Below are 23,368 nucleotides of genomic sequence, written 5' to 3'. Positions count from 1 at the left end.
AGTTGAACATTGTCATTGCACCAGATTCATTTAAAGGAAGCCTAACGGCTCAGGAAGTCGGGTTGGCGATAGAGCGAGGGGTCAAACGAGCCAATTCTAATAGCGTGACCCGGATTATTCCAATGGCGGATGGCGGAGAAGGAACGATGTCCTGTCTGGTTGATGGCACCCAAGGAAGGTTCGTAAGCGCGGTTGTCCAAGATCCGTTGGGACGTGAGATTGATTCCGGCTTTGGCATACTGGGGGATGGGAGGACGGCAGTCATTGAAATGGCGATGTCTTCGGGGCTATATCTCATTGGTGAACAGGAACGAAATCCGTTAAAGACGACGACCTATGGGTTCGGACAATTGATCAAGTCAGCTCTTGACGAAGGTTGCCGCAGCTTTATTCTGGCAGTAGGCGGTAGCGCTACGAACGATGGTGGAGCAGGTATGCTGCAGGCTCTGGGCGTGGAATTACTGGATGCGGAAGGGCAGCAGATTGGCTATGGCGGCGGATGCTTGGAAAAGGTTGTGGACATCAGGATAACCGGATTGGATCCACGAATAGCGGAAAGTCATTTCACCGTAGCATGCGATGTAGACAATCCTTTTATCGGTCCGAATGGAGCATCAGTGGTTTTCGGTCCACAGAAGGGCGCATCTGCCGAAATGGTAGAGCAGCTGGACCAGAATTTGAAGCATTTCGCTGATGTCATTGAACGTGTGCGAGGTGTGGCTATTCATCTTCTCCCGGGAACAGGCGCAGCAGGGGGCTTGTCCGGTGGGATTGTTGCCTTCCTGAACGGAGTATTGGAGTCGGGGGTGTCGATCGTTACTCGGGTTACCGGATTAGATGAGGCGGTTAAGGAAGCGGATCTTGTCTTTACCGGTGAAGGTCAGGTAGATTATCAGACGGTGCATGGTAAAACTCCATTTGGAGTCGCCCGGGTCGCCCGAGCACACAACGTGCCTGTCATCGTGTTGGCTGGCTCCATCGGCAAAGGAATCGATAATTTATATGAGCATGGAGTATCCGCGGTTGTAAGTATCGTTAACCGACCAATGACACTTGAAGAAGCCATGAAACAAACAGCGTCATTATTAGAAGAGGCAGCTGAACAAATGATGCGAATTGTTAGGCTCTAGGTATGATGGGTTAGCGCTAATCAATCTTATAAGCACATAGAGAAGGACCGTTCAACGCCATTCGTGGCAAGGGAACGGTCCTTTTTTATGTTCAGTTGATTTGTAATTTCATATGGTTTTTTTTTTCAGTTCCTATCTATTATTAAAGAAGATGTTGGAAGGTGGTCGATTCTTGTGAAATATGCTCGAACTGTGTTACGTCATTTGTCCTCTAATAAGCGGCTGTAAAGCAGACTCCAACCTCCGAATTCCCTCAGCCAATTTCTCTTCTGATAAATTCCCATATCCAAGAATCACTCGATTATGATGATTATCCTTATAGATGGCGTGAATGCTTACGGGGTAAACTCGTACTCCGTATTGCTCGAAATGCTCCAACAAGGCGGGAGTAAAAGTAACGTTTGAAAATTCGGCGATGAGGTGGAGCCCAGTAGAATACCCGTGGATAGTTACATTGTCAGCAAAGGTTTGAGTTAATAGTCGCATCAAAAAATCACGCCGTTTGCGGTATAGCTTCTTCATTTTCGACACATGGCGGTCCAGATGTCCTTCCTCAATAAAGCTCGCGAGAGTAAGCTGCTCTAACGAAGGGGTATGCAAATCTGTGAGCCATTTCAGACTACGGGCAACCTGTACAAGAGAACGCGGGAGTATGATATAGCCCATCCGTAATGCGGGTGACAAGATTTTACTAAACGTTCCAATATAGATGACGTGATCTGGATCTAAGCCCTGCAAAGAGCTTATAGGAGCACTTTCATAGCGGAATTCACTATCATAATCATCCTCCACAATGTAGCTACCAGTCGTTGCTGCGTACTGAATTAACTGAACACGACGCTGTATAGGAAGAACGCCACCTAGTGGGAATTGATGAGAAGGTGTTACATAAATAAAGTTTGGTTTAATATCGGTCGGAAGCAAATGGGTCATCATCCCATTCCAGTCGACAGGAACAGGATGAAGAGTGCTTCCCGGTTGGGAAAAAATCTGGTGAAGCTCGTGGGTGATCGGATCTTCGATGATAACTTTGGAGCCATCTTCATCTGACAGTAGCAGCTTGGAAATGAGGGAAAACGCCTGAGTTGCTCCTGTTGTAATAATCAACTGATCGGGCTCACAGATCACACCCCTTGTCCGATGCAAATATCGGGCCAAGACCCTCCTGAGCTCGAAGCTCCCTTCGGGTTTACCATATCCGAATGCCTCATTCGGAGCGTCGATGCACAGATTTTTGGCAAGACGACCCCACAGCTGTCGTGGGAAGAAATCTAAGGCGGGAATGCCATGTCGGAAATTAATCAAGTCCTCAATCTCGTTAATGGCGGATTGCTGCGATAAATCTAGGCTAGGCAAGGGCATATAATCATGGGAATCCAAGTAGGTCCCTTCTGCTACATAAGTTCCAGATCCATGTCGACCTTCAATATATCCCTCGGCTAATAACTGTTCATAGGCCTCTACAACTACATTTCTAGAAACCTGAAGGTTGGAAGCAAGCTCGCGGGTACTGGGGAGTGGCTCTCCACCGCGCATCTCGCCCTGTAATATTTTCGTCCGGAAGCCGGTATATATTTGCCGGAATAATGGGTCTCCAGAAGCTCGATCAATCGTTATCCATGTCATTGCATCCATCCTTTGCACAAGTGGTACTGTCAAAGTTGCTATTTAGTGATCCTTTTACGAATCACTTTATCATAGTAAATTATGGATTGAAAAGAGAGGGAGTCGAAGAAAGACGAGGAGATGATGCGTAATGAATGAAACTGAACAACAACTACGGTTGATAGCCACTTCTGCACTAAAATCCATTGCCCGGAATGAGCAAATAAAGCAACATGTTCTGGAATCCGAGTCACTGTACCCGTTAATTTTCCGTGCTGCAAGGAGATTTATTGCCGGTGAAACAAGGGATCAGGCTCTTCCTGAGGCAATAAAATTAATTTCTAAAGGATACTCCGTGTCTTTGGATTGTATTGGTGAGAATAAGACGCTGGAGAAAGAATGCACAGAGGCTAAGAACGAATTTCTACAGCTTGTGCGTTCGCTCCGAGGGACAGGTCATCTATCGACGATGTCCTTAGATTTATCGAAAATAGGCATGATGGTGGATGGTGAGCTCGCTTATCGACATCTGGAAGAGCTGCTTCGGGAAGCCTCTCTATACGGGGTGACAATCATGATTAGCGCAGAGGAGTCCTTCAAGACGGAGCAAATTGTTGAGCTCTATAAGAGAGCTGCCGGTAATTACGTGAATGTCGGAATCACCCTGCAAGCTCATCTGCACCGTACAGAACGTGATCTAGCGGAAATTCAACATTACCCTGGTCGGATCAGATTTGTTAAAGGGGCGTACCAGGAGTCGGAGGACAATGGTGAGCCTCGTTCAGAGCGACTGACTGAGAAATATCTTCGTTTAGTCGAAGCGAGAGTTGCCTCAGGCCATCCCGTCTCCATCGCTACTCACGATGAGGCTATTCTTGGAGAGTTAAGACGGCGAGGATATTTGGGGCAACCGAATGTAGAGGTAGAGATGTTATATGGAATTCGTGCGGATTTGTTGAAAACCTTGAAAGATGAGGGATATCGTGCGAGAGTCTATTTACCCTACGGCAAAGAGTGGCATCTTTACTTCTTCCACCGTCTGGCTGAATATCCACCGAACCTGTATAGGGCGATTGCTACGATTGCCGATAGAGTGAACACTCCCGATGAGGAAGCCTATTATTGAACATTGAGCGGCATAAGAATCGTACGTTGCCATCTCTGATATAGTAAGATAAAGGAAATGGAAAATAAGAGTGACATGCGGGTGAGTAGAGAGTGGACTGGATCAATGAAGAGTATAAGAGTGAGATTGAGCTCATTTTCGCTGAGGCAGCTTCTGAGATTTCCCAGTTACCAATGCCACTTAATGAGCAGGGACTTGCGATGCTTGCTAAGTTTAATCCTTTGCAGAGTGACACGGGGACTAACTACATTTGCTTCTTATTACCTGAGTGGTTAAAGGAGCAAACGGCGAGTACAGAGAGACTATGTAGAGATTTGGCGATTGGGAACGTCTTCGCCATGCTTCATTATTTCTTACTAGATGACGTAATGGATGAAGGGGCAGGATTCCATCGGGCGGAAGTACGCAGCTCCTTGGTACTAAGTCAGCTTCTGCAAGATTTGTTCCGGCAGCGGTACCATCGCCATTTGCCTGTAGATTCACCGTTCTGGGTCTATTATCAGAGCTATATTGTGGACTGGGCTTCCGCTGTCTCCCAAGAGGGAACCCAATTAGCTGAGCCGGACGATCCTGGGCAGCTTGCTCGCAAGTCGGCTCCAGTCAAGCTATGCGTGGCGGGAATGCTACTGCTATCCGGACAACAAGAGCTGATTCCAGACTTAGAGAAAGCCATCGATCTCGTGCTTGCAACGTTGCAGTTGTCTGATGATTGGGTAGATTGGCAGGGTGACTTAGCTGACGAGGAGAAATGCAATGCGTTCCTAACGCTCGTTAGACAACAGCTTTCGCTGTCTCCTGAACAGCTCTTGGATGAGCGGAGGGTGAAGCAAGCCATCTATCATCATAGCTGCTTGGTTCGTCTGGCGGAAATAGCGGAGGATTATGGAGAGCGATTGAAGGTTATTCCGAATGTTCCTGCTGTATTGATAGCTTTTCACGATGAGATGGCTAAGGTTATACGAAGTGATGCTAGTGCTGTAGAGGAAACCGTCAACAATTTAGCATCCGGTGGCGGGTTATCGTACTTCTTAGCTAGCAAGGAGGAAAGATAATCAACTGACGGCTGCCTCACGGTTTGTGCGTGAAGCAGCTCGAATCGCGCTCTTATAAGATTAACACCTGTTCTTCTCCATCCAATTTACAGCCCAATCGACAAGTGGTTTTTGCCTCATAAATCTGACATTCGCATTCCCAACTTGATGAACCTTGGTTTGAGTGGCTTGTTCATATTGTTGTCCAAGTCGAACAAAATCCTCGTCATCAACCGCTTGGGTAGTGTAGGTAACCCATTCTCTCTTACCGGCTCTCATAATTGCACTGCTTTCGTTAGTAAACCTTTTTGTCGGAAAGCTGGCTCTCGTTTCGGATAAGTGCAGGGAAGTATTTTTGTCATACCCAACACCTATCAATAGAATGAATCCATCAAGCTCATATAATTTATCTACAGGTGAGTCTTTGCCGAAAATATTGCTTATATCATGATCCTTGGTCAAAAATTCGGCATGCTTGCCGACTGCGGCTACTGATCTTGCTGGATGATCGGATCTGTGAGCTCCCGGCCACCTTCTGAACATCTCAGCTACGACGCCCATGCCGATTGCAGGTGTAACCTCCTTATCGTATGCAGGCCAGTTGTCCCGAATAATTGGCCACCATTCTACGGGCTCCTCCCAATGCACGCCAATGGAAGGGTCAAGATTTTTCCAAGTTTGTGAGGGCATCATTAACGTTCCATCTTCTCCAACGATGTCTAGAAGCGAACGTATTAAGGTTTCGGCGCCACCAACGACAAAGCCTATTTTTCTTAGCGAAGTATGGACGAATACGGTTTGTCCTTCTGCTAATCCGCAGGATCGGAACTGTTCGATTAGATCGCCCTTCGTCAAGATGACTCTGGATTCATTGCTTATTGTCATGTTAGATTCTCCTCTTGGGAATGGATGATAAAAATAGAACAACCCCGCTACTAGTAACAGCAGCGGGGTTGTTCCTGGTTCAACCAGAAATGCATAGCCCTTAGATTTTATGAGAGTTGATACGTTTTCTATAATATACCAAATGAATTGTCGCGCTACAATATGTGATGTTACGCATAATGTAGGAATTCACTCATAGTAAATTATTTCTTATGATAGCATTATTGTCGAAATATGCAAAAAAATGAGGGCTATTATTTCTAACGCATGATATTATCTAAGAGAGAATAAAACCACTTATTGGAAGGTTGTGTCCACATGTCGTTAGAATCATTAAAGGTACAGATTATTAAGAAAGCTTGGGCAGAGCCAGAATTCAAGAAAGCTCTTCTAAGCGAGCCTAAGCAGGCGATTAAAGAAGCATTCGGGGTAGATATTCCAGCTGGAATTGATCTGAAAGTGGTTGAAGAAAACCCAGCTCTTTACTATTTGATCCTTCCTCCTAATCCGGAGGACGTTGTCAGTGGCGGATCAAATGTGCAATTCGTTTGGTAGACTCTTATCTTGAATGACCTGGGGGAACCGGATAATCACTTCGGTTCCTACTGCTTTATTACTACGGAATTCAATAGTTCCTTTCATCGCCTCGATAATACGAAAGGTCACCATTAAGCCAAGCCCTGTTCCCTTCGATTTAGTAGAGAAGAAAGGGACCCCCAGCTTAACAATCTCATCTTCATTCATCCCTTCACCATTGTCTATGATACGAACAATGACTTCTCCCGCCTCGGAGCTAGCCTCTAACTTGATCATTCCGTCCTCGCGTATTGCTTCAATACTGTTCTTAATAATATTGATAAAGGCTTGTTTTAGCTTAGAAGGATTACCGTAAAAGAAGAGCTTGTCTTGAGTGGTGAGCAAGAGAACCCCTCCCTGAATAGATACGAGAGGTGTCATCATAGCTTCAATCTTTTTCATTTCCACTGCTAGGTCTAGTAAAGTGACAGCTTCAATTTCGGGTTTGGCAAACGTTAGGAAGTCAGTGATGATATCAGATGCTCTGTCCAGCTCATTAATGGCTAATGCAAAATACTGCTTGTTGTTTTCAATGGGATTAGTTGCAAGCAACTGTAGAAACCCACGTGTAACTTGCAACGGGTTGCGGACCTCATGTGCAACGGAAGCCGCAAGGTCACTAATAATTTTCATCTTTTCCGTACGCTGAAGTCTATGGTTATAAAACTCTAATTCCTTAGAATAGGTAACGATTTTGGTATAATCGTTCGATATGCGTCTCGCAAGGATAATGACAAGCGAAGCGATAAGGATAATGATACCGAATTTCCACAGGTACAGAACATAGGTTTTATGACTTAAGTAATAAAATATCAAATCAAAGGTTCCCGATAAGATAAATAAGATAATTCCTACGGACAAAATGACTGCATTCTTATTGCCTCTTAATGCAACTACAATGGATAGGATAATAATAAACAGGAACTGTAAAAGAATGAGAGCGCTCATAATGACATTTAAGAAAAAATAATAGACTTCGTAATTTTGCTTATTTGCTGTGTAGATAAAGAGGGCGATCACACAAAAAGCAGAATATCCTGCCTGTAAATGTCGGAACTTCGTGAAGAAAGCGAACTGGCCCTCGAACATTTGATCAATATAATAATTAAATGAAGGAATGAGCAAGAACAGAGACATGTCGAACAATAGCAACATAATGACCCCGTAATCCTCGAAATAAATGTAAGGTAGAGGGGAGTAGAGGATAACCAGAGAGCCCAGTGATAAGGCGATAAGACATAACGAAATCCAAGAGCTACGTTGTCTTCTATGCAGGTATCCGGAGCATATGAACATAATAAGTGCTAGGAAAACAATAGAAAAGCCAAGGAATAAATCAGGTAGGTCCTTGATGACGAATCGATCCGATATATCATTGAAATCATCGATCCGAATGCCGCTCAGTAGACCAGCCCGCTCACTTATCGAGATAATTTGGATATAGAGATTCGTTGGATTTGGGGAGGGGCTCAGTTGGACCATGAATTTATTCAAATCAAATGCAAAATCGCGTTTGGATTCGTAGATAAGCTGATTTTCTTGATAAATGTAAACCTCGTGCCCGTACAATCGATCGGCAAGTAAGCCAGGACGTTGCCAGGTTGACGTAGGAGGAATAGTTAAATGAACCCACATTCCTCGTTTTCCTTCAGGAAGAACGGTTAAAGGGTTACCTGCACTATTGTTCAGCCAAAGTCCGGTTGTAGAGGGGGCTGTGTTGGACACTTCTTCTGTCGGAATCCACTGTATTTGCCATTCCCGAATCTCAATAGGATTACTTGCTGCGTGTGCAAGTGGAGGAGGCATAAATAGAACAAACATAACTAGCGCGGCTAAATAACGCAATACCAAGAGCCCATAACCCGACTTCATCTTACACCTCGCTGCATTTCCCTTATTCAATAGGTACACATTTGTATAGGTACTTAGTTATATAATTTCGACAAAATTTACCACTATCCTTTACGGGAATCTAAAATTATCGAATTGTGTAGGATAACATTAGAAAGAACACCCTCCATTTAGCCATTAAGGCAAACATGAGAGGGCGTTCTTTTAATCACTTATAGCTTGAAGGAGGAAGTTTTCTCGCGCAGGTTTTGGGAGGCTTCTCTTAAGGTAGCTGCCATTTCGATCAATTGGTCGGATATTTGGAATTGCTCCTCCGATAGAGCCTCTACTTGGTTCATCCGATCATTAATATTGAATGAGGAACCGCTCAATTGATCTACGGATTCAACAATAGTTGCCATACCGATCGTAATTTCCTGAATCGCAGCTGTAATATCGATCATCTGTTCGGCTAATTCTCCGCTTTGATTTTCCAACTGGTGGAACGTAACGTTAGAAGCTTCAGAGATGGACTTCGTCTTATCAATCAATAGGGCAAAGGAATTTAGGCTTCTCTCACATTGCCCCAAATCGCTATGAATGTGGGTTAAATCAGATTTGATAGCTTTAGATAATCCATCTGTCTGCCCAGATAGCTTACGGATTTCCCCTGCAACGATAGCAAAGCCTCTACCATGCTCCCCCGCCCTTGCTGCTTCAATAGATGCGTTAAGAGAAAGTAAGTTCGTCTGCTTCGTAATATCACCAATATTGGAGAGGAAATGAGCGACCTTACTATATCGGTTGGTCATCTGCTGAAGGATAGTCGAAAGCTCATTGAATTCAGTGGACGTTTCGGCAACGAGCTGAACGACCTCGTTCATCTTCTCTTTCCCCTCATAGGAGGATTGGCGCATCCGCTTCATATCGTTGTTGATGGATTCGCTAGATGCGGATATTTGCTCGGAGCTTGCGGCTACTTCCTCTGTAACAGATGAGATGGATGAATTGGATTCGCTCTGTGTCGATACGAGAGTTTTGCTGACTGCGACTTCTTGTCTTGCTGCAATAGAAGCGTCTTTATTGGTCGCCAGCAGGGATGTCATTTGCTGAGCGACTTGGAGAACCTGGTGGCTAACCGATACCGTGGAAGTAAGGGTGTGCCTTAATTGGTGCCCCATATCGTGGATTGAACGATCAATGATCCCGAATTCATCTTGTGTGGATAGGACCTGGTTATAGGTGAAATCGTTATTTTTGTAGGCTTCAATGTGCTTGGTAATGCCGATTAAACTTTTTCTTATTTGGCGGATCAATCCGGTCATCATTACGGTAGGCAGCAGCGCTAGAAGGATAATGTTGATGAGAACCATTGTATTCGATAAAGAGGCGGCTCTTTTAAGTGCTTGATCACGGGATTCTGATGCGTGGGAGAACTTAACTTGAGCATCAATGTCCGCCTTATTGAGGGTATCCGTATAAGCGGCAAGGACATCTCGGCGCATCTTATTTTTCACTTCTGTTTCCATAATTAATTCAAAATTATCATTTTGTTTCTTTAGCAGGTCATAACCGATTTGGATTCTTGCTGCTAATGCTTCCAATGAATCACGGTAATCCACTGCTTTATATTCACTATCGAGCTGTGCAAGACCCTTCTTCAATTCCTCAAGCGAGTTGGATACCTCCAAGAGGTTGGCATCTAAGGTATCCTTTTTGGCAGAGGTATAGGACTCAAGCAATTCGACAAATATAATAGTGGACATCTCTAGCTTCTTAGAAGTGTTGTTGTACTGCGCTTCAACCTTCTGGAGCTTGTCTGATTTTATCATTTCTTTCTGTACGACATTATTTTGATAAAATATGAAACCGCTTGCAACTATGTTTACAACAGTAAGCAGAACAAGAAGTAAGATCATGCGATGCGTGATTTTGAGCTGGGACAGCCGAAATTTTAGGAGCCTAACTAGGGGGTTGATACCGGACCTGCTCGCTGGTTTATTCGTTATCATGATGACCATCCCTTCAAAATATAAGAGGAGTAAAAGCATGAGGTAATATTTATCATATTAACCCAAATAATTGATTAGTGCAAACGTTTGCACTAAAATAATGCACAAACAATGCATCTCCTTCTCATCTTGTTAATACAAGCGAATTCTGGGACAATAATAGACAGGCTGTGAGCTGCTGTTTTTAATGAAAAGAGGGTATCTAATGAAACAATTGAGTAAACAAACCATATATGGACTTACATTTGATCAACTTACGGCTTGGCTGATGGAGCATGGGCACAAGAAATCTCGAGCCACGCAGGTTTGGGAATGGCTCTATCGGAAGCGGGTAACGGATTTCTTCGAGATGGTGGATGTCAACAAAGATTGCATCCAACTCTTATCGGATCATTTTGTCATCCATACACAAAGTGAGCACTTAAGGCAGGAGTCTGCAGACGGAACGATTAAATTCCTGTTCAAGCTAAGTGACGACAATCTGATTGAGACGGTATTGATGAGACATAAATTTGGATTGTCGGTTTGCGTCACGACACAGGTTGGCTGTAATATTGGCTGCAGCTTCTGCGCGAGCGGCTTGATTAAGAAGAGCCGTGATTTATCCAGCGGAGAAATCGTGGAGCAAATTATGAACGTTCAACATCACCTCGACAAGGCGGATAAAGGTGAGTTAGTTAGTCACGTTGTCGTCATGGGAATTGGTGAGCCTTTTGATAATTTCAAGAACTTAGTGGACTTCATAGAGGTTATTAAGGACCGGAAGGGTCTAGCCTTGGCCGCAAGACATATTACCGTATCCACAAGTGGGTTAGCTGATAAAATATATGATTTCGCGGACAGTGATCTGAGGGTAAACTTAGCCATCTCGGTACATGCGCCTAACAACGAATTACGGACGCAAATCATGAAAATTAATAAGGCAATTCCACTTGAGAAATTGATGTTGGCTATTGATTATTATTTGGAAAAAAGTAATCGGAGAATTACGTTCGAGTACATTATGCTGAAGGATGTAAATGACCAGAGGGAGCACGCCATTGAGCTTGCCGGCCTGATTGGTGAAAGTCGCCGCTCGCTTGTTAATGTTAACTTAATTCCCTACAATCCTGTAGACGAGCATAGCCAATATCAAAGACCAAGTCGGGACACAATCAGCGCTTTCTATGACACGCTTAAGAAGCAAGGTGTAAGCTGTAGCGTTCGTCTAGAGCACGGGACAGATATTGATGCGGCTTGTGGGCAGCTACGGAGTAAACAAATCAAGCAAGATGGTCAGGCTGCTTTAGTCTAATATAATGTCAACGAAAAGGGAGCATATCAGAGGTCTATAGAGACCTCTGATATGCTCCCTTAACCATGCTTAGATAAAGCGAGCTGACTTAGGAGTGAACGAACTCCCCATTGGCCACACTCCTGTGCTTAATCTTCTTCCTTCGGTATCCAGTTGAATATTTCCCCGGACTCCAAGGCATCGATAAATCGTGCTAACCATCTATAATAATGTAGGGCTTGCGTCATTTTTTGAATATCGAAATCAGTTTGGGAAACCAATTGTTCATTGTCTATGTTGCTCTCGCGTAATGTACGGATTTCCGCAAGCGACTTGTTCAAGGAGCTAATATTCAATTCCAATGATTTGCGCCATTTAATGGAGAAGTAATCGATAAAATTCTGATGCCAGTCGGGTTCAACCTCATAGAGATCTTTCCTCGAACCTTTACCCCATATTTTCCCGATCATCTTCAAGTCCACGAGCGTGCGCATACCTGTGCTAATACTTGTTTTACTCATGCCCATCTTTTCGCCCATGTCGTCTAGTGTAACGGGGCCGTCATGGAAGTACATATTTCCGTACAGATGGCCTATAGACAAGGTAACCCCATATAGATCCATGTTATTCCCAATCGAATCCATAACTCGCCTACGCGATTTTTCTAGCACCTTAATGTGATCTTCGTTTAATCCCTCGAATGATATCATGCCGCCGTACACTCCCTGTTCTCCAAAACGTCTCCATATACGAACCAGATATCCCTATCACCTATTGTAGAAAATAGTTCTCTAGAAGTAAAGGAAACACCCAATTAGGAATTGTAAGGGAATTGGAGCATAAACTAAAAAAAGTTTGTAAAGTTAAAACTGTACGCACTATACGGTCTTATATCCATTTTGACCCACAATGGGGGGGACCCTAAACTATATTAGTGGCTTATGTGAGAAAGATGAGAAAGCTAGGAAGGGGGATTAAGGTGGCGATTATAGAAGTCAAAGCTTTGACAAAGGTGTTCGGGAACGATCCTAAGCGAGCATTATCATTGCTGGATAAGGGCTGGACTAAGGAACGGATTGCTAAGGAAACGAAGCTGACGGTAGGAGTTAATCGGGTAAGCTTTGCGATCGAACCAGGAGAGATCTTCGTCATCATGGGGTTGTCCGGCAGCGGAAAGTCTACTCTGGTAAGACTCCTAAATCGACTCATCGAACCGACCTCTGGACAGGTACTCATTAATGGCCGTGACATCGTTCGCCTGAGCTCGGAGGAGTTGCGTCAGGTTAGACGTAGCACGATCAGTATGATCTTCCAGAAGTTTGCCCTATTCCCGCATCGTTCGGTGCTAGAGAATGTCGAATATGGTCTGGAGATCCAGGGTGTATCCAAAGCAGAGCGGCGGGAGAAAGCGAAACAAACGTTAGAGCTAGTTGGATTGGCGGGGCTGGAGAATAGTAGCCCAGATGAATTAAGTGGAGGAATGCAGCAGCGTGTAGGACTTGCGCGGGGTTTAGCCAATGATCCGGATATTCTTCTTATGGATGAAGCCTTTAGTGCGTTAGATCCACTAATCCGTAAGGATATGCAGGATGAACTATTAGAGCTCCAAGCAACGATGAAGAAAACGATTATTTTTATTACACATGATTTAGACGAAGCCTTACGTATTGGCGACCGGATAGCGTTGATGAAGGATGGTGCGGTCGTACAGATCGGTACTCCGGAAGAGATTCTTACCCATCCAGCTAATGCCTATGTGGAGCGATTTGTGGAGGATGTCGACTTATCTAAGGTACTGACGGCCTCGAATGTAATGATACGTGCAGAAACAATTACTTTGGATCGTGGACCAAGGGTTGCCTTACAGTTGATGAGTGATCGTGGGATTTCCAATCTCTATGTCGTAGATAAGGCACGTAAGCTTCTTGGTGTTGTTACCGCTGAGGACTCAGCCGCAGCCATAAAGTCAGGCCAAGGTTTGGCGGATATTATTGTTCGAGAAACTCCTACGGTAGCCCCAGATGTACTTCTCGGTGAATTGTTCGATGTCGTGAGCAGTGCGAAGATACCGGTAGCGGTGCTCGATAAGGATCGTCTTGTTGGCATCATCATTCGGGGATCTGTACTGGCAGCGTTGAGTGGGACCTCAAGTGCGAAGGCGGGTGAGGCTTGATGGATATCCCTAAGATTCCAATCGCTACTTGGATAGAGGCACTGGAAAGCTGGATGGATACAAATGCGGGCCCGTTGTTCGACGGGATTAAACTGGTCATTGGCTCTACGGTTAACGGCTTAGCAGATGGATTCAACTTTGTGCCACCCTTACTGTTGATTTTGATATTTACGGCTATATCGTACTTGATCGGAAAATATAAAATTGCAATCTTCACACTGCTAGGTTTACTTCTTGTACTCAACTTAGGCTATTGGGAACACACGATGGAGACGTTAGCGCTGGTGCTGACTGCTTCATTCATCGCCATTGTACTGGGTGTGCCAACAGGCATCCTATGTGCAAGGAATAATGGTGTTCAGAAAATAGTCACGCCTATACTAGATTTCATGCAAACGATGCCGGCTTTCGTATATTTACTACCTACGTTGGCTTTCTTCTCTCTGGGTGTGGTACCAGGAGTCATTGCTTCTGTTATTTTTGCAATTCCACCTACAATTCGTTTGACGAATTTAGGTATTCGTCAGGTTCCTAAGGATTTAGTGGAAGCGGCGGATGCATTCGGTTCGACTCCTATGCAGAAGTTGATTAAGCTACAGCTACCCATCGCAGTGCCGACGATTATGGCGGGTGTGAATCAGACGATTATGCTGTCACTCTCCATGGTCGTCATTGCATCGATGATTGGGGCACAGGGGGTTGGAGCCGATGTCTATCGAGCCGTAACCCAAACCAAAACAGGTATTGGCTTCGAGGCAGGTTTAGCCGTTGTCGTACTTGCGATTATTCTAGATCGACTGACACAAAGTCTAGTGAAGACAAAGAAGAAGGGATGATTATAACCTATGAAAAAACATACAGTTATTATACTCGCCTCCATGTTGACGGTGGCATTAGTACTTGCGGGATGCTCGACGAAAGAAGAAGCGAAGAAAATAACGCTGGCTTATCCAGCGTGGGATTCTGAGATTGCCAGTACGAATGTCATTAAAGAAATATTAGAAAGTAAATTAGATTATAAAGTCGAAATGCTTCAGGTAGACGCAGGGCCAATGTACAAAGGTATAGTTGACGGCAGTGCTGACGCTATGGTTGCTGCCTGGTTGCCGGGCACACATGGCGAGCTCTACTACGAGCCCAATAAAGATAAATTCGAAGATCTTGGACCAAATCTAGATGGCACGAAGGTTGGACTTACTGTACCTGCCTATATGAATATTAACTCGATTGAAGAATTGGGGAATTCTGAGCTCGGGAAATCAGTTAATTATACGATTACTGGAATTGAACCTGGTGCAGGAATTATGTCGGCAACGACTGCAGCTATCGAACAATATGAGTTGAAGGATTGGAAGCTGCTTGAAAGCTCGTCTGCAGCTATGGCCAAGGTGCTTCAGGACAAATACGCTAAGCAAGAGCCAGTTATTGTTACAGGTTGGACACCGCATTGGATGTTTGCCAAGATGGATTTGAAATATCTAGAGGATCCTAAAGGAGTATATGGTGGTGATGAGCAGATTCACACGCTCGTACGCTTAGGACTGAAGGATAGTCAACCAGATGCCTACCAGTTATTGGATCAGTTTGCATGGACGACTGCGGATATGGAGACTGTTATGGTAGACATATTCGGCGGAATGAGCGAACAAGATGCAGCTAAGAAGTGGATTACAGCGAATGAAGCCAAAGTAAATGAATGGCTTGCAGGACTAACACTCTAAATCTAACATGCACATGGGGCTTTGTTTCTATTTCTCATTCTTCTCTATTCTGATAGTTTAGGAAGAGATATGAATGAGAAGGAGAAGGCTACTACAACATGAACCCATACGACAGCTTAGATGTAGCTACTTGGTCAATTGAGAAGGAACCTAATCTACTTACGGTATCAACAGGTTACAAGAGATTATTTGGATATGTGGACGAGAGTGTATCCGACACTCCATGTTTTCTAAGAGAGCAGGTGCATCCAGAAGATGTGCAGCTGTTCTCTGAGCATATGGACAAGCTGATGTCTGGACATTCGAGTTGTTTGGAGCACCGGGTCATCTGTAGGCGTGGAGAAATGAGATGGGTCCAGAGTATCGGAATCCCGTTGTTGGATCGGCGAGAACAGGAAAGTAATATCATAGTCCGCATAGATGGCGTAATACTGGATATTACCGAAAGGAAGACGTCGCAGGAGCAGTTAGAGAACAAGCATAGGCTGCTTGAGAAAATGCTCGATACGATTGACGTAGCCATTTGCTCTTACGATGTGAGCTCCGAGAAGCTATCCTTTATTTCGGAAGCGCTGTCCAAAGTAACGGGGTATCCACTGGGGATATTCAGAGGCAAGAAAACGTGGCTCGATAATATTTATCCAGAGGACATTCCTCTGATGGAACAAATGTCAGCGCAAATCAAGCTAGGAATTCCAAATCATGGCGAATATCGAATGATTCATGCTAGCGGTGAAATCCGCTGGATTCAGGTTAGAGTCATCCCGAGTCTGAATGATTTGGGGGAAGTTGTGCGGTTGGATTGCGTTGTGATAGATAATACGGCGAATAAGGAAATAGAGAAGGCATTAGAGGATCGGGATGCACAGTACCAGTTAATTGCTGATAATATGCTTGATATGATGGCGGTTATGGATCCCAGAGGTCACCTCGTGTTCACCTCACCTTCTTGTGTGAAGGTACTGGGTTATTCTGAAGATGTCTTAAAGGGGACTGCATTATTTGAATATATTCATCCGGAGGATCAAGAGACTCTAAGCCATGAGATGATGGATTGTATTCAGAAAAAAAACAGTTGGTTGATGCGGTATCGCATTATTAAAGCGAATAATTCGATTATTAATATGGAATCCTTGTGTACCTCGGTTGTCGGTAGTGATGGTGAAGTAGAGAGTATTGTCATCGTGTCTCGGGACATTACGGAAAAGTTGGAAATTGAAAGAGAGCTCAAACAAATCGAGGAACGGCATTATTCAGAACGCAAGAAGATGGAGCAAGCCCTGCAAGGAAGTGAAGAACGCTACCGAAGATTGGTTGAGCTCTCTCCAATAGCCATTGGTGTCTTTAAGGATGGTAAGGTTACCTATATGAATCCGGCCGGAGCAAGGATGCTGGGTGAACAATACAAGGGGAATATTGAGACGAATGCGATGGAATGGATTCATCCTGACTATCATGGGTTCACGATGGACAGAATAGAGGACACTCTATTAAATGGGTATTGCCCACCTGGAGACTATCAAATTATTCGAGCGGATGGCAAGGTTGTTGATGTATCCTTGATGTCCGTTTACGACCCCCAAAGCTCGTCTATACAGATTATGTTTGAGGATATTTCGGCAAGGAAGAAAGCTGAAGAGGATAGAAGATTTTCTGAGCAAAGTACTCGGGAAAGCGAAGAGCTGCATTATCGACTGCAGACAAGCTTAGACCGCTTTTCCTTGGACTTATTCGGAGTTATGAAAGTGAGTCAGTTGGAACGACGGCTAGTAAGGGAAGTAAAGGACGTACTTAAAGTTACAGAGGTTAGCGTAGTTGAGGTAGATGTAAACGATGATAGGCTATGCAAGATTATCGAGTCGGATATGGGGTACTATCTTAAGATTGGGGAAATCAGGGGTAGGAGTTATTTGCTGTGTATAGAGGAGAAGCCAGCAATTTTACAGATGGCTCCTTTAAGGGTGTGGCTTGAAACGATTACCCGCTATGTGAGCGTTCTATTCGATAACTTTCTGCTAATCGAGGACTTAACTAAGGAGCTAGAGCAGACAGCTTCTAAGCAAATTGCGCCCATTTGGCTATCCCGACTGCTGTTCAACTTATCCGAAAATGAGAGGAAACGGCTATCCCAGGATTTGCATGACGCCGCACTTCAAGAGCAGATTGTCTGGTACCGAAAGCTTGATCTTCTTATGTCGGAGACATCCTTTAGTGGAGAAGTACGGGAGCAGCTGGAGCAAATCATGCAGGGTTTACTAGATGTTATTTATCATATTCGTATTACTTGCAATGAATTAAGACCACCTATGCTAGTGGAGGAGGGACTCATCACCTCTCTCGAAGCGCTATTCGATTTCACGCAGCTACGAGCCAATTATAGTATTCAGTTCAATGCGGAGCATCTAAACCATACCTTAGATGATCAGAAATTAATTGCCCTCTACCGCATTGTCCAAGAGCTCTTAGCGAATGCCACGAAGCATTCCCATGCCACCGAAGTTCAAATTCGATTGTTCAGTCAAACGGATAGGCTACAATTGGAATATGAGGATAATGGGGTGGGAATGGATCTGATGAAAGGCGTTAAGGATTTATTTAATAGCATTGGGATATATGGAATTAAAGAAAGAGTTAGAAGTATGGGGGGAACCATTGAGTTCCGCTCGTCAGAAAATCATGGGCTTGCTGTCCGTATTGAGATACCCGATTTATAGGCTATTGTTAGGCTCATAAGGAGATCCCGTTCACGTTGTTGTGATACGGGATCTTTTCTTGCTGATTCAGAAACCATTCTCAAGGACAGCGTTAGCCGTTTATGCTTATATACCTTCATGCAAGGTTCCGAAAATGTTTTGCGTGGTCACGCAAAACATTTTCGGTTACCAAAACCTACTGTGAGCTTATGATTGATCTAGTTCTTTAGAATTAATTCTCAAGGCGGATCTATAGGAAGGAGGATACACATGGCCAGCGAAGAAGGCGTCAAGGATTTGTTAAACAGCATTATTGAATCCGTGAATCAGATCCTCTCGATGGAGCTTGAGATTCAGTCGCCCAAAGTGTTTAACCTAGCAGTTATTCAGAGTGAAATGGCTGTTCTAATCGGGATTACAGGGGATGTATCTGGTCGTATCGTACTTCAAGGAGATAGCGAAACCTTCAGCAAGCTAGGGACTAAAATGTTCGGAATGCCTCTCGAAGGAGAGATGCTACATAGCTGTATTGGAGAAATAGCGAACATGCTCGCAGGTAAAACATCCTCCATTGTTTATAACAAAGGCTATAAGGTTGATATTACACCCCCGACTATTATGGTTGGGCAAATGCAAATGTACGGATTCGAGAGAGGGCTGTCGGTTACAGTGCGTATCGAAGCTCTAGGTGACATAAACATCATTTTACTTTTACAAAATTAGGGAGCGGATCAACTTGGGTAACATTCTAGTCGTCGATGATGCTGCGTTTATGCGGATGATGTTAAAGAGTATTCTCGAGAATGCTGGACATACGGTCGTAGGAGAGGCCGAGAACGGTAGCGATGCGATTGAGAAATACAAGGCTTTACAGCCAGACTTAGTCACGATGGATATTACAATGCCGGTTATGGAAGGCGTAGAGGCTGTTAAACACATCAAGAGTGCACACCCAGATGCCAAGATCATTATGTGCTCCGCCATGGGGCAGCAAGGGATGGTTGTCCAAGCGATTCAAGCTGGAGCGCTTGATTTTATCATTAAGCCCTTTCAAGCGGATCGGGTGCTCTCTTCTATTGAAAAGGCTTTGACAAAGTAGTGGGAAATTGTGAATGAAGTTGGAGGTGCAATCATGAAATGGTTTTATGATATGAAGACGGCTAAGAAGTTAATATCTGCATTTGTAATGTCTGCAGTGATGTTAGGCATTGTTGGATTCCTTGGTCTGAATAACTTAGGCAAGTTAGACCAATCAATCTCCAGTATGTATGATAATAACCTGGTACCGATTAATGATCTGGCCTATGCTCAGGTTTTGCATGAGAATATTAAAGTTGATCTTAGAGATATGAATACGATGGCGCGAACCGAAGCAGAGAATAAGGAATATAAGGATAGAATATTAGGCTATAAAAAAATGATTGAAGATAGATTGACCAAGTATGGCCAGTTACCCGTGTTAATTCAAGCAGAGAAGGATGAACTGGAGCAACTCACTCCGTTATGGAAGGAATATCTCGTTTACTTGGACAAGGCGTTCGAGATGAATAGCAAGAACTTAAGCACTGCGGAATTTACCGAGTATTTGCTTACATCCGGCTTTGAGGATACGAGTAATCAAATAGGAGACATCCTGACGAAGCTAGTCTTAATTAATTTGGATTTAGCAGAGCAAGCAAACGTGGATGCAGATAAGCTGCATAAGACATCCCGTAACATTACCTTTGCCATTATTATGGCAGCCCTCCTCCTGAGTATTGGACTGGGTTACTTCATATCCCAGGTCATTGCTCGTCCTCTAAACCAAATTGTGAGGTTAGTCGGGCAAGTCGCGGGAGGAGATTTGAGCAAAACCTCTAGTATTCATACGAAGGATGAGATTGGTGTCTTAGCGGCATCTGTGAATGAGATGGTTGTCCAATTAAGGTCAACAGTCGGAGGGATTCTTGTATCCGCGGAGAGTGTGTCCGCTGCTTCGCAGCAGATCTCTGCTAGTACGGAGGAAATAGCCAATGGAAGCATGAGCCAAGCTGATGCAGCTCAGACGATGAACGAATTATTCAAGGAGCTATCTCTCGCTATTAATTCAGTAGCGGAGAGCGCAGAGCAAGCGTCGGAATTGTCTAATCGAACAATGAACATCGCGAAGGATGGAGGTAAGGTAGTTCGTATCTCTATCGACGGAATGTCTTTGGTCAACGAGCAGATGTCACGGTTGCAGGAGGATTCGAACAAAATTGGTGAGATTATTGAAGTGATTGATGATATTGCGGAGCAGACGAATCTTCTTGCCCTGAATGCGGCTATTGAAGCGGCCCGTGCAGGAGATCAAGGTCGTGGATTTGCAGTTGTAGCGGATGAAGTGCGGAAGCTGGCTGAACGAAGCAGTGAAGCGACCAAGCAAATCACCAAAATTATTAAAGGCATGCAAGTGAATACAGAGCAAGGTGTCAAAGCGGTCGAAGAGGGTGTTGCGAGCTCGCACAGATCGGGTGAAGCCTTTGAGAATATAATTGCAATGGTTAGTGAAACGGCACATAAGGTGACGGAAATTGCTGCAGCTAGCGAAGAGCAGGCTGCTCAGTCCTCCGAGGTGATGGGTGCTATTGAGAGTATATCCGCAGCAACTGAAGAAGCCGCAGCGAGCAGCGAGCAAACGGCATCAACCGCCCAATCCCTGGCGGAGCTGGCGATGGACTTGAACAGCTCAGTAACGATGTTCAAAATCCAGTAGCAGTTTGGAGGGGAACGGCTTGGTTCCGGAAAATACAATACAAAAAACGATTATGACCGGTTTTGTGTTCGGAAGGTTCTGGGACATGTGGATTGCAAATGGTTTTCCTAGAGCAACCGTATCCGAGCTGCGTGATCGATTAATCAGCTTAGAGGATTGGATTCGGATTCTACACAAGCATGCGATCGCCTACGAGCAACAGGCAGATTGCTACTTGAATCAATATTTAGTAGGAGAAGCACACAATCTATATCGGTTAGCGGGGATGCACTTTCATCTCATTCAGTGGATTTATCCGGAGACTGGAGTAGAGAGACGGAAGTGGTTTCAATGCAGCAAGGAGATGTATCACAAAGCGGATAAGCTTCTGGAAGATGTGATGATCTATGTTGAGATACAGATAGATGGCAATGACTGCTACGGAAGAATATGCGTCCCAGATGAACCGAAGGCATGTGTCGTTATTATGAATCCTCTCGATACCTCCAAGGAAGAGTTTTACGCATACGAGAAATACTTCGCGGGTATGGGCTTCGTAACCGTGAGCTTCGATGGACCTGGGCAGGGTGAAACCTACGTATTTAATAAACATAGAGCAACTCGTCATAGATGGGCACTCTTTGTGAATCAGGTGATCGATTTTGCAAGTGCGCAATATCCCGAGCTCGACTTGAATTTATTCGGGACAGGCTCAGGTGCTGCGTGGGCAATATACGGGAGTAGCCATCGGAGAGTGCACAAGACGATGTCGGTAAGTCCTATGCTGGAAAGAGAAATGAAAATTCCAGACTACTTCAAAGAACGATTATCCTATCTCTTCGACGAGCAGGAATACTCTCTTCTGCCGACGCTCCACGAAGTAGATCCTCTATGCCCGATTCTGTTAGTGCACGGTAACAAAGATTACATCGTGAAGGATGCCGATATTTATGAGTTATACAACAGCTTGCCCGGCGAGAGATGGCTTATTGAATATGAAAATGAAGGCCACTGCTGCAACTATAAAATGGGCGAGATATTGAAGGTCGCAGCAGAATGGTATTTGAAGGGTGGGGGCGAGTACAATCACTGACTTATTGGAGATCGTTATTTCCTTTGCCCGAGGGTATGGTTTAACCGAACGTGAAACAGAGATCGTCTATTATCTGTCACGATACGGATACAATAATAGGACCTTAGCAAATGAGTTGTTTATCGCGGAGAAAACAGTAAAAAACCATATGGCCAACATCCAGAATAAAACAAGAACCTCTTCTACAAGAGAGTTATTATCCTTAATAGTCGTTCAATCTTTAATGCATCAGCAGCATCGTGTGAAAGTAACAATTGCCAATTCCTCGTCAAAGCCGAGAAGAGATATCGCAAGTAAATGAGATGTACTGAAATAAAGAAGACCAAGCGACTAATCGCTTGGTCTCTTGCGCTTCTTGTATTGTATAAGCACTACACAATAACGACTTCCTTGATCTGAATGTCTCTCTCTCTGCTTAAATCCCAGAAATGATCATCGACTTTGACTAAAGGCTTCTCTAGGCAATGGGGGTTTAGATAGACAACCTCCCCAAAGCTGCCATCAGTGAGTACAACTTTCTCTCCGATTAAATGCTTCATGATATTATCTATGAACACGGAGACGATATAGGGATTTAATTCTCCAAATTTCCCAATGCGCATTTGGTTGATGATTTCGTAAAAAGGGATAGGCTCGTGATAAGGCCGTTTGGAAGACATAGCATGGAAAATGTCAGCTACAGCTACGATAGAGCTGAATAAATCGATCTTGTCTTTCTTTAGGCCAAAAGGATAGCCCTGTCCATCTTCACGTTCATGATGCTGCAAGGCTACAAGGGCAACTCGGGAGCTTAATCCCGTTGTTTCCTTAAGAAGCTCGTACCCGAATATGGTGTGCTGCTTAACTAGCTGATACTCTTCTTTCGTTAACTTGCCTGGTTTATTCAATACTTCAATTGGAATCTTTACTTTCCCTACATCATGCAGGGTTGCTGCAAGAGTGAGTGTCGAAAGCTCAAGCTCGCTGAGATCAATCCATCTTCCTATGAGTGTAGATAGAACCCCGACGCCGATGTTATGCTCATACGTATAATCATCTTTGGCTCTAACTGCCTCGAATAATTTAAATACGTTGGCATTTTCCGAAGTTTGCTGCACAATAGGGAGAATTTCTTTTCTGATTTCTATTAAAGGGATTTTTCGTGAAATTTTAATCGTGTCGAATAGGTCTTTAGATCTATTAACGGTTTGTTGAAGTATTTTGGGATGGATATCCCCGTTATAATTTTCTAAATCTAATATAATTGAATCCAGATCGATTCGATGTTTTCTCATTAGTTCTAGGTAATCGTCATTAATTAGGGTATCGGCAGGCACTATTGTGAGACCATAGTGATTGGTAATATCATATTTAGACGCTTTGCCTAATAAGTATTCCAAGAACACCACTCCTTCACAATTGGTCTATATAAGATATTTTACCACGATTTACCTATTGGCGAATGATGCTTGGGATATAATTCTTAGCTGATTAAAGTAGTTTTACTTTGATTATAGGTTACAATGGA

Annotated in this window: 20 protein-coding genes; 14 read left to right on the top strand and 6 right to left on the bottom strand. The window is 44.1% G+C overall.

Annotation, left to right across the window (positions count from 1 at the left end; translation table 11 throughout):
- Window positions 1-2: 2 nt before the first annotated feature.
- Window positions 3-1,130 carry a glycerate kinase gene (locus M1K58_RS13590; protein ID WP_256759395.1) on the top strand — a complete coding sequence of 376 codons (1,128 nt, stop codon included), beginning with the start codon at window positions 3-5 and terminating at the stop codon, window positions 1,128-1,130.
- Between the two features lie 195 nt (window positions 1,131-1,325).
- Here the strand turns inward: M1K58_RS13590 and pdxR are convergent, their stop codons facing one another.
- Complete coding sequence (gene pdxR, locus M1K58_RS13585) at window positions 1,326-2,756, bottom strand: MocR-like pyridoxine biosynthesis transcription factor PdxR (RefSeq protein WP_256759394.1); 1,431 nt, start codon at window positions 2,754-2,756, stop codon at window positions 1,326-1,328.
- A gap of 130 nt (window positions 2,757-2,886) precedes the next feature.
- Here pdxR and M1K58_RS13580 point away from each other — a divergent pair, with 130 nt between their 5' ends.
- Together M1K58_RS13580 and M1K58_RS13575 are read left to right on the top strand one after the other, a co-directional pair.
- Window positions 2,887-3,861, top strand: coding sequence for a proline dehydrogenase family protein (locus M1K58_RS13580; protein WP_256759393.1), 975 nt, complete (start codon window positions 2,887-2,889; stop codon window positions 3,859-3,861).
- Between the two features lie 92 nt (window positions 3,862-3,953).
- On the top strand, window positions 3,954-4,913 hold the full coding sequence (locus tag M1K58_RS13575) for a class 1 isoprenoid biosynthesis enzyme (protein ID WP_256759392.1): 960 nt from the start codon (window positions 3,954-3,956) through the stop codon (window positions 4,911-4,913).
- A 60-nt stretch (window positions 4,914-4,973) separates the two neighbouring features.
- Here M1K58_RS13575 and M1K58_RS13570 read toward each other — a convergent pair whose 3' ends face one another.
- The gene (locus tag M1K58_RS13570) at window positions 4,974-5,777 is read right to left on the bottom strand and encodes an AAC(3) family N-acetyltransferase (RefSeq protein ID WP_256759391.1); all 804 of its coding nucleotides are present in this window, start codon (window positions 5,775-5,777) and stop codon (window positions 4,974-4,976) included.
- Window positions 5,778-6,095: 318 nt separating this feature from the next.
- Between M1K58_RS13570 and M1K58_RS13565 the strand changes: the two genes are divergently transcribed.
- The gene (locus M1K58_RS13565) at window positions 6,096-6,332 is read left to right on the top strand and encodes an NHLP leader peptide family RiPP precursor (protein ID WP_256759390.1); all 237 of its coding nucleotides are present in this window, start codon (window positions 6,096-6,098) and stop codon (window positions 6,330-6,332) included.
- Here M1K58_RS13565 and M1K58_RS13560 read toward each other — a convergent pair.
- Both M1K58_RS13560 and M1K58_RS13555 read right to left on the bottom strand, forming a co-directional pair.
- Window positions 6,309-8,225, bottom strand: a complete 1,917-nt coding sequence (locus M1K58_RS13560; protein ID WP_256759389.1) for a sensor histidine kinase — start codon at window positions 8,223-8,225, stop codon at window positions 6,309-6,311. The two genes, M1K58_RS13565 and M1K58_RS13560, sit on opposite strands and share 24 nt — an antisense overlap.
- Before the next feature lie 191 nt (window positions 8,226-8,416).
- Window positions 8,417-10,195 (bottom strand): methyl-accepting chemotaxis protein, encoded by a 1,779-nt coding sequence (locus M1K58_RS13555; RefSeq protein ID WP_256759388.1) that lies wholly within the window; start codon window positions 10,193-10,195, stop codon window positions 8,417-8,419.
- A gap of 214 nt (window positions 10,196-10,409) precedes the next feature.
- On the opposite strand from M1K58_RS13555, the gene rlmN reads away from it, so the two are divergent.
- Window positions 10,410-11,489: a dual-specificity RNA methyltransferase RlmN gene (gene rlmN / locus M1K58_RS13550; RefSeq protein ID WP_256759669.1), complete on the top strand. Its 1,080-nt coding sequence runs from the start codon at window positions 10,410-10,412 to the stop codon at window positions 11,487-11,489.
- A 128-nt stretch (window positions 11,490-11,617) separates the two neighbouring features.
- Here the strand turns inward: rlmN and M1K58_RS13545 are convergent, their stop codons facing one another.
- Window positions 11,618-12,178 (bottom strand): GbsR/MarR family transcriptional regulator, encoded by a 561-nt coding sequence (locus tag M1K58_RS13545; RefSeq protein WP_256759387.1) that lies wholly within the window; start codon window positions 12,176-12,178, stop codon window positions 11,618-11,620.
- Between the two features lie 269 nt (window positions 12,179-12,447).
- Here M1K58_RS13545 and M1K58_RS13540 point away from each other — a divergent pair, with 269 nt between their 5' ends.
- From M1K58_RS13540 to M1K58_RS13500, 9 genes are all read left to right on the top strand, one after another.
- The gene (locus M1K58_RS13540; protein ID WP_372339157.1) at window positions 12,448-13,641 is read left to right on the top strand and encodes a quaternary amine ABC transporter ATP-binding protein; all 1,194 of its coding nucleotides are present in this window, start codon (window positions 12,448-12,450) and stop codon (window positions 13,639-13,641) included.
- Window positions 13,641-14,477, top strand: coding sequence for an ABC transporter permease (locus M1K58_RS13535; RefSeq protein WP_256759385.1), 837 nt, complete (start codon window positions 13,641-13,643; stop codon window positions 14,475-14,477). The genes M1K58_RS13540 and M1K58_RS13535 overlap by 1 nt, the downstream gene beginning before the upstream one ends.
- Before the next feature lie 9 nt (window positions 14,478-14,486).
- Complete coding sequence (locus M1K58_RS13530) at window positions 14,487-15,362, top strand: glycine betaine ABC transporter substrate-binding protein (protein ID WP_256759384.1); 876 nt, start codon at window positions 14,487-14,489, stop codon at window positions 15,360-15,362.
- Between the two features lie 98 nt (window positions 15,363-15,460).
- Window positions 15,461-18,076, top strand: coding sequence for a PAS domain S-box protein (locus tag M1K58_RS13525; RefSeq protein WP_256759383.1), 2,616 nt, complete (start codon window positions 15,461-15,463; stop codon window positions 18,074-18,076).
- Window positions 18,077-18,325: 249 nt separating this feature from the next.
- Entirely contained in the window at window positions 18,326-18,778 is a 453-nt protein-coding gene (locus tag M1K58_RS13520; RefSeq protein WP_256759382.1) for a chemotaxis protein CheX, read from the top strand.
- 13 nt (window positions 18,779-18,791) lie between these two features.
- Window positions 18,792-19,154: a response regulator gene (locus tag M1K58_RS13515; RefSeq protein ID WP_256759381.1), complete on the top strand. Its 363-nt coding sequence runs from the start codon at window positions 18,792-18,794 to the stop codon at window positions 19,152-19,154.
- A gap of 33 nt (window positions 19,155-19,187) precedes the next feature.
- Window positions 19,188-20,789 (top strand): methyl-accepting chemotaxis protein, encoded by a 1,602-nt coding sequence (locus M1K58_RS13510; RefSeq protein WP_256759380.1) that lies wholly within the window; start codon window positions 19,188-19,190, stop codon window positions 20,787-20,789.
- A 19-nt stretch (window positions 20,790-20,808) separates the two neighbouring features.
- On the top strand, window positions 20,809-21,861 hold the full coding sequence (locus M1K58_RS13505; RefSeq protein ID WP_256759379.1) for an alpha/beta hydrolase: 1,053 nt from the start codon (window positions 20,809-20,811) through the stop codon (window positions 21,859-21,861).
- The gene (locus M1K58_RS13500) at window positions 21,839-22,162 is read left to right on the top strand and encodes a response regulator transcription factor (protein ID WP_256759378.1); all 324 of its coding nucleotides are present in this window, start codon (window positions 21,839-21,841) and stop codon (window positions 22,160-22,162) included. The genes M1K58_RS13505 and M1K58_RS13500 overlap by 23 nt, the downstream gene beginning before the upstream one ends.
- Before the next feature lie 70 nt (window positions 22,163-22,232).
- Here the strand turns inward: M1K58_RS13500 and M1K58_RS13495 are convergent, their stop codons facing one another.
- Entirely contained in the window at window positions 22,233-23,240 is a 1,008-nt protein-coding gene (locus M1K58_RS13495) for an HD-GYP domain-containing protein (RefSeq protein WP_256759377.1), read from the bottom strand.
- Window positions 23,241-23,368: the final 128 nt, after the last annotated feature.

It is taken from the genome of Cohnella sp. WQ 127256 (assembly GCF_024519285.1).
Lineage (GTDB): Bacteria > Bacillota > Bacilli > Paenibacillales > Paenibacillaceae > Cohnella.
This window is presented reverse-complemented; position numbering and strand designations above follow the sequence as displayed.

What these genes read in the sequence shown, in the direction of transcription:
- M1K58_RS13545 (WP_256759387.1), bottom strand. Translation starts at nt 12,178, where the DNA reads ATGATATCATTCGAGGGATTAAACGAAGATCACATTAAGGTGCTAGAA.
- M1K58_RS13570 (WP_256759391.1), bottom strand. Translation starts at nt 5,777, where the DNA reads ATGACAATAAGCAATGAATCCAGAGTCATCTTGACGAAGGGCGATCTA.
- M1K58_RS13530 (WP_256759384.1), top strand. Translation starts at nt 14,487, where the DNA reads ATGAAAAAACATACAGTTATTATACTCGCCTCCATGTTGACGGTGGCA.
- M1K58_RS13510 (WP_256759380.1), top strand. Translation starts at nt 19,188, where the DNA reads ATGAAATGGTTTTATGATATGAAGACGGCTAAGAAGTTAATATCTGCA.
- pdxR (WP_256759394.1), bottom strand. Translation starts at nt 2,756, where the DNA reads ATGACATGGATAACGATTGATCGAGCTTCTGGAGACCCATTATTCCGG.
- M1K58_RS13525 (WP_256759383.1), top strand. Translation starts at nt 15,461, where the DNA reads ATGAACCCATACGACAGCTTAGATGTAGCTACTTGGTCAATTGAGAAG.
- M1K58_RS13535 (WP_256759385.1), top strand. Translation starts at nt 13,641, where the DNA reads ATGGATATCCCTAAGATTCCAATCGCTACTTGGATAGAGGCACTGGAA.
- M1K58_RS13555 (WP_256759388.1), bottom strand. Translation starts at nt 10,195, where the DNA reads ATGATAACGAATAAACCAGCGAGCAGGTCCGGTATCAACCCCCTAGTT.
- M1K58_RS13560 (WP_256759389.1), bottom strand. Translation starts at nt 8,225, where the DNA reads ATGAAGTCGGGTTATGGGCTCTTGGTATTGCGTTATTTAGCCGCGCTA.
- M1K58_RS13565 (WP_256759390.1), top strand. Translation starts at nt 6,096, where the DNA reads ATGTCGTTAGAATCATTAAAGGTACAGATTATTAAGAAAGCTTGGGCA.
- M1K58_RS13520 (WP_256759382.1), top strand. Translation starts at nt 18,326, where the DNA reads ATGGCCAGCGAAGAAGGCGTCAAGGATTTGTTAAACAGCATTATTGAA.
- M1K58_RS13580 (WP_256759393.1), top strand. Translation starts at nt 2,887, where the DNA reads ATGAATGAAACTGAACAACAACTACGGTTGATAGCCACTTCTGCACTA.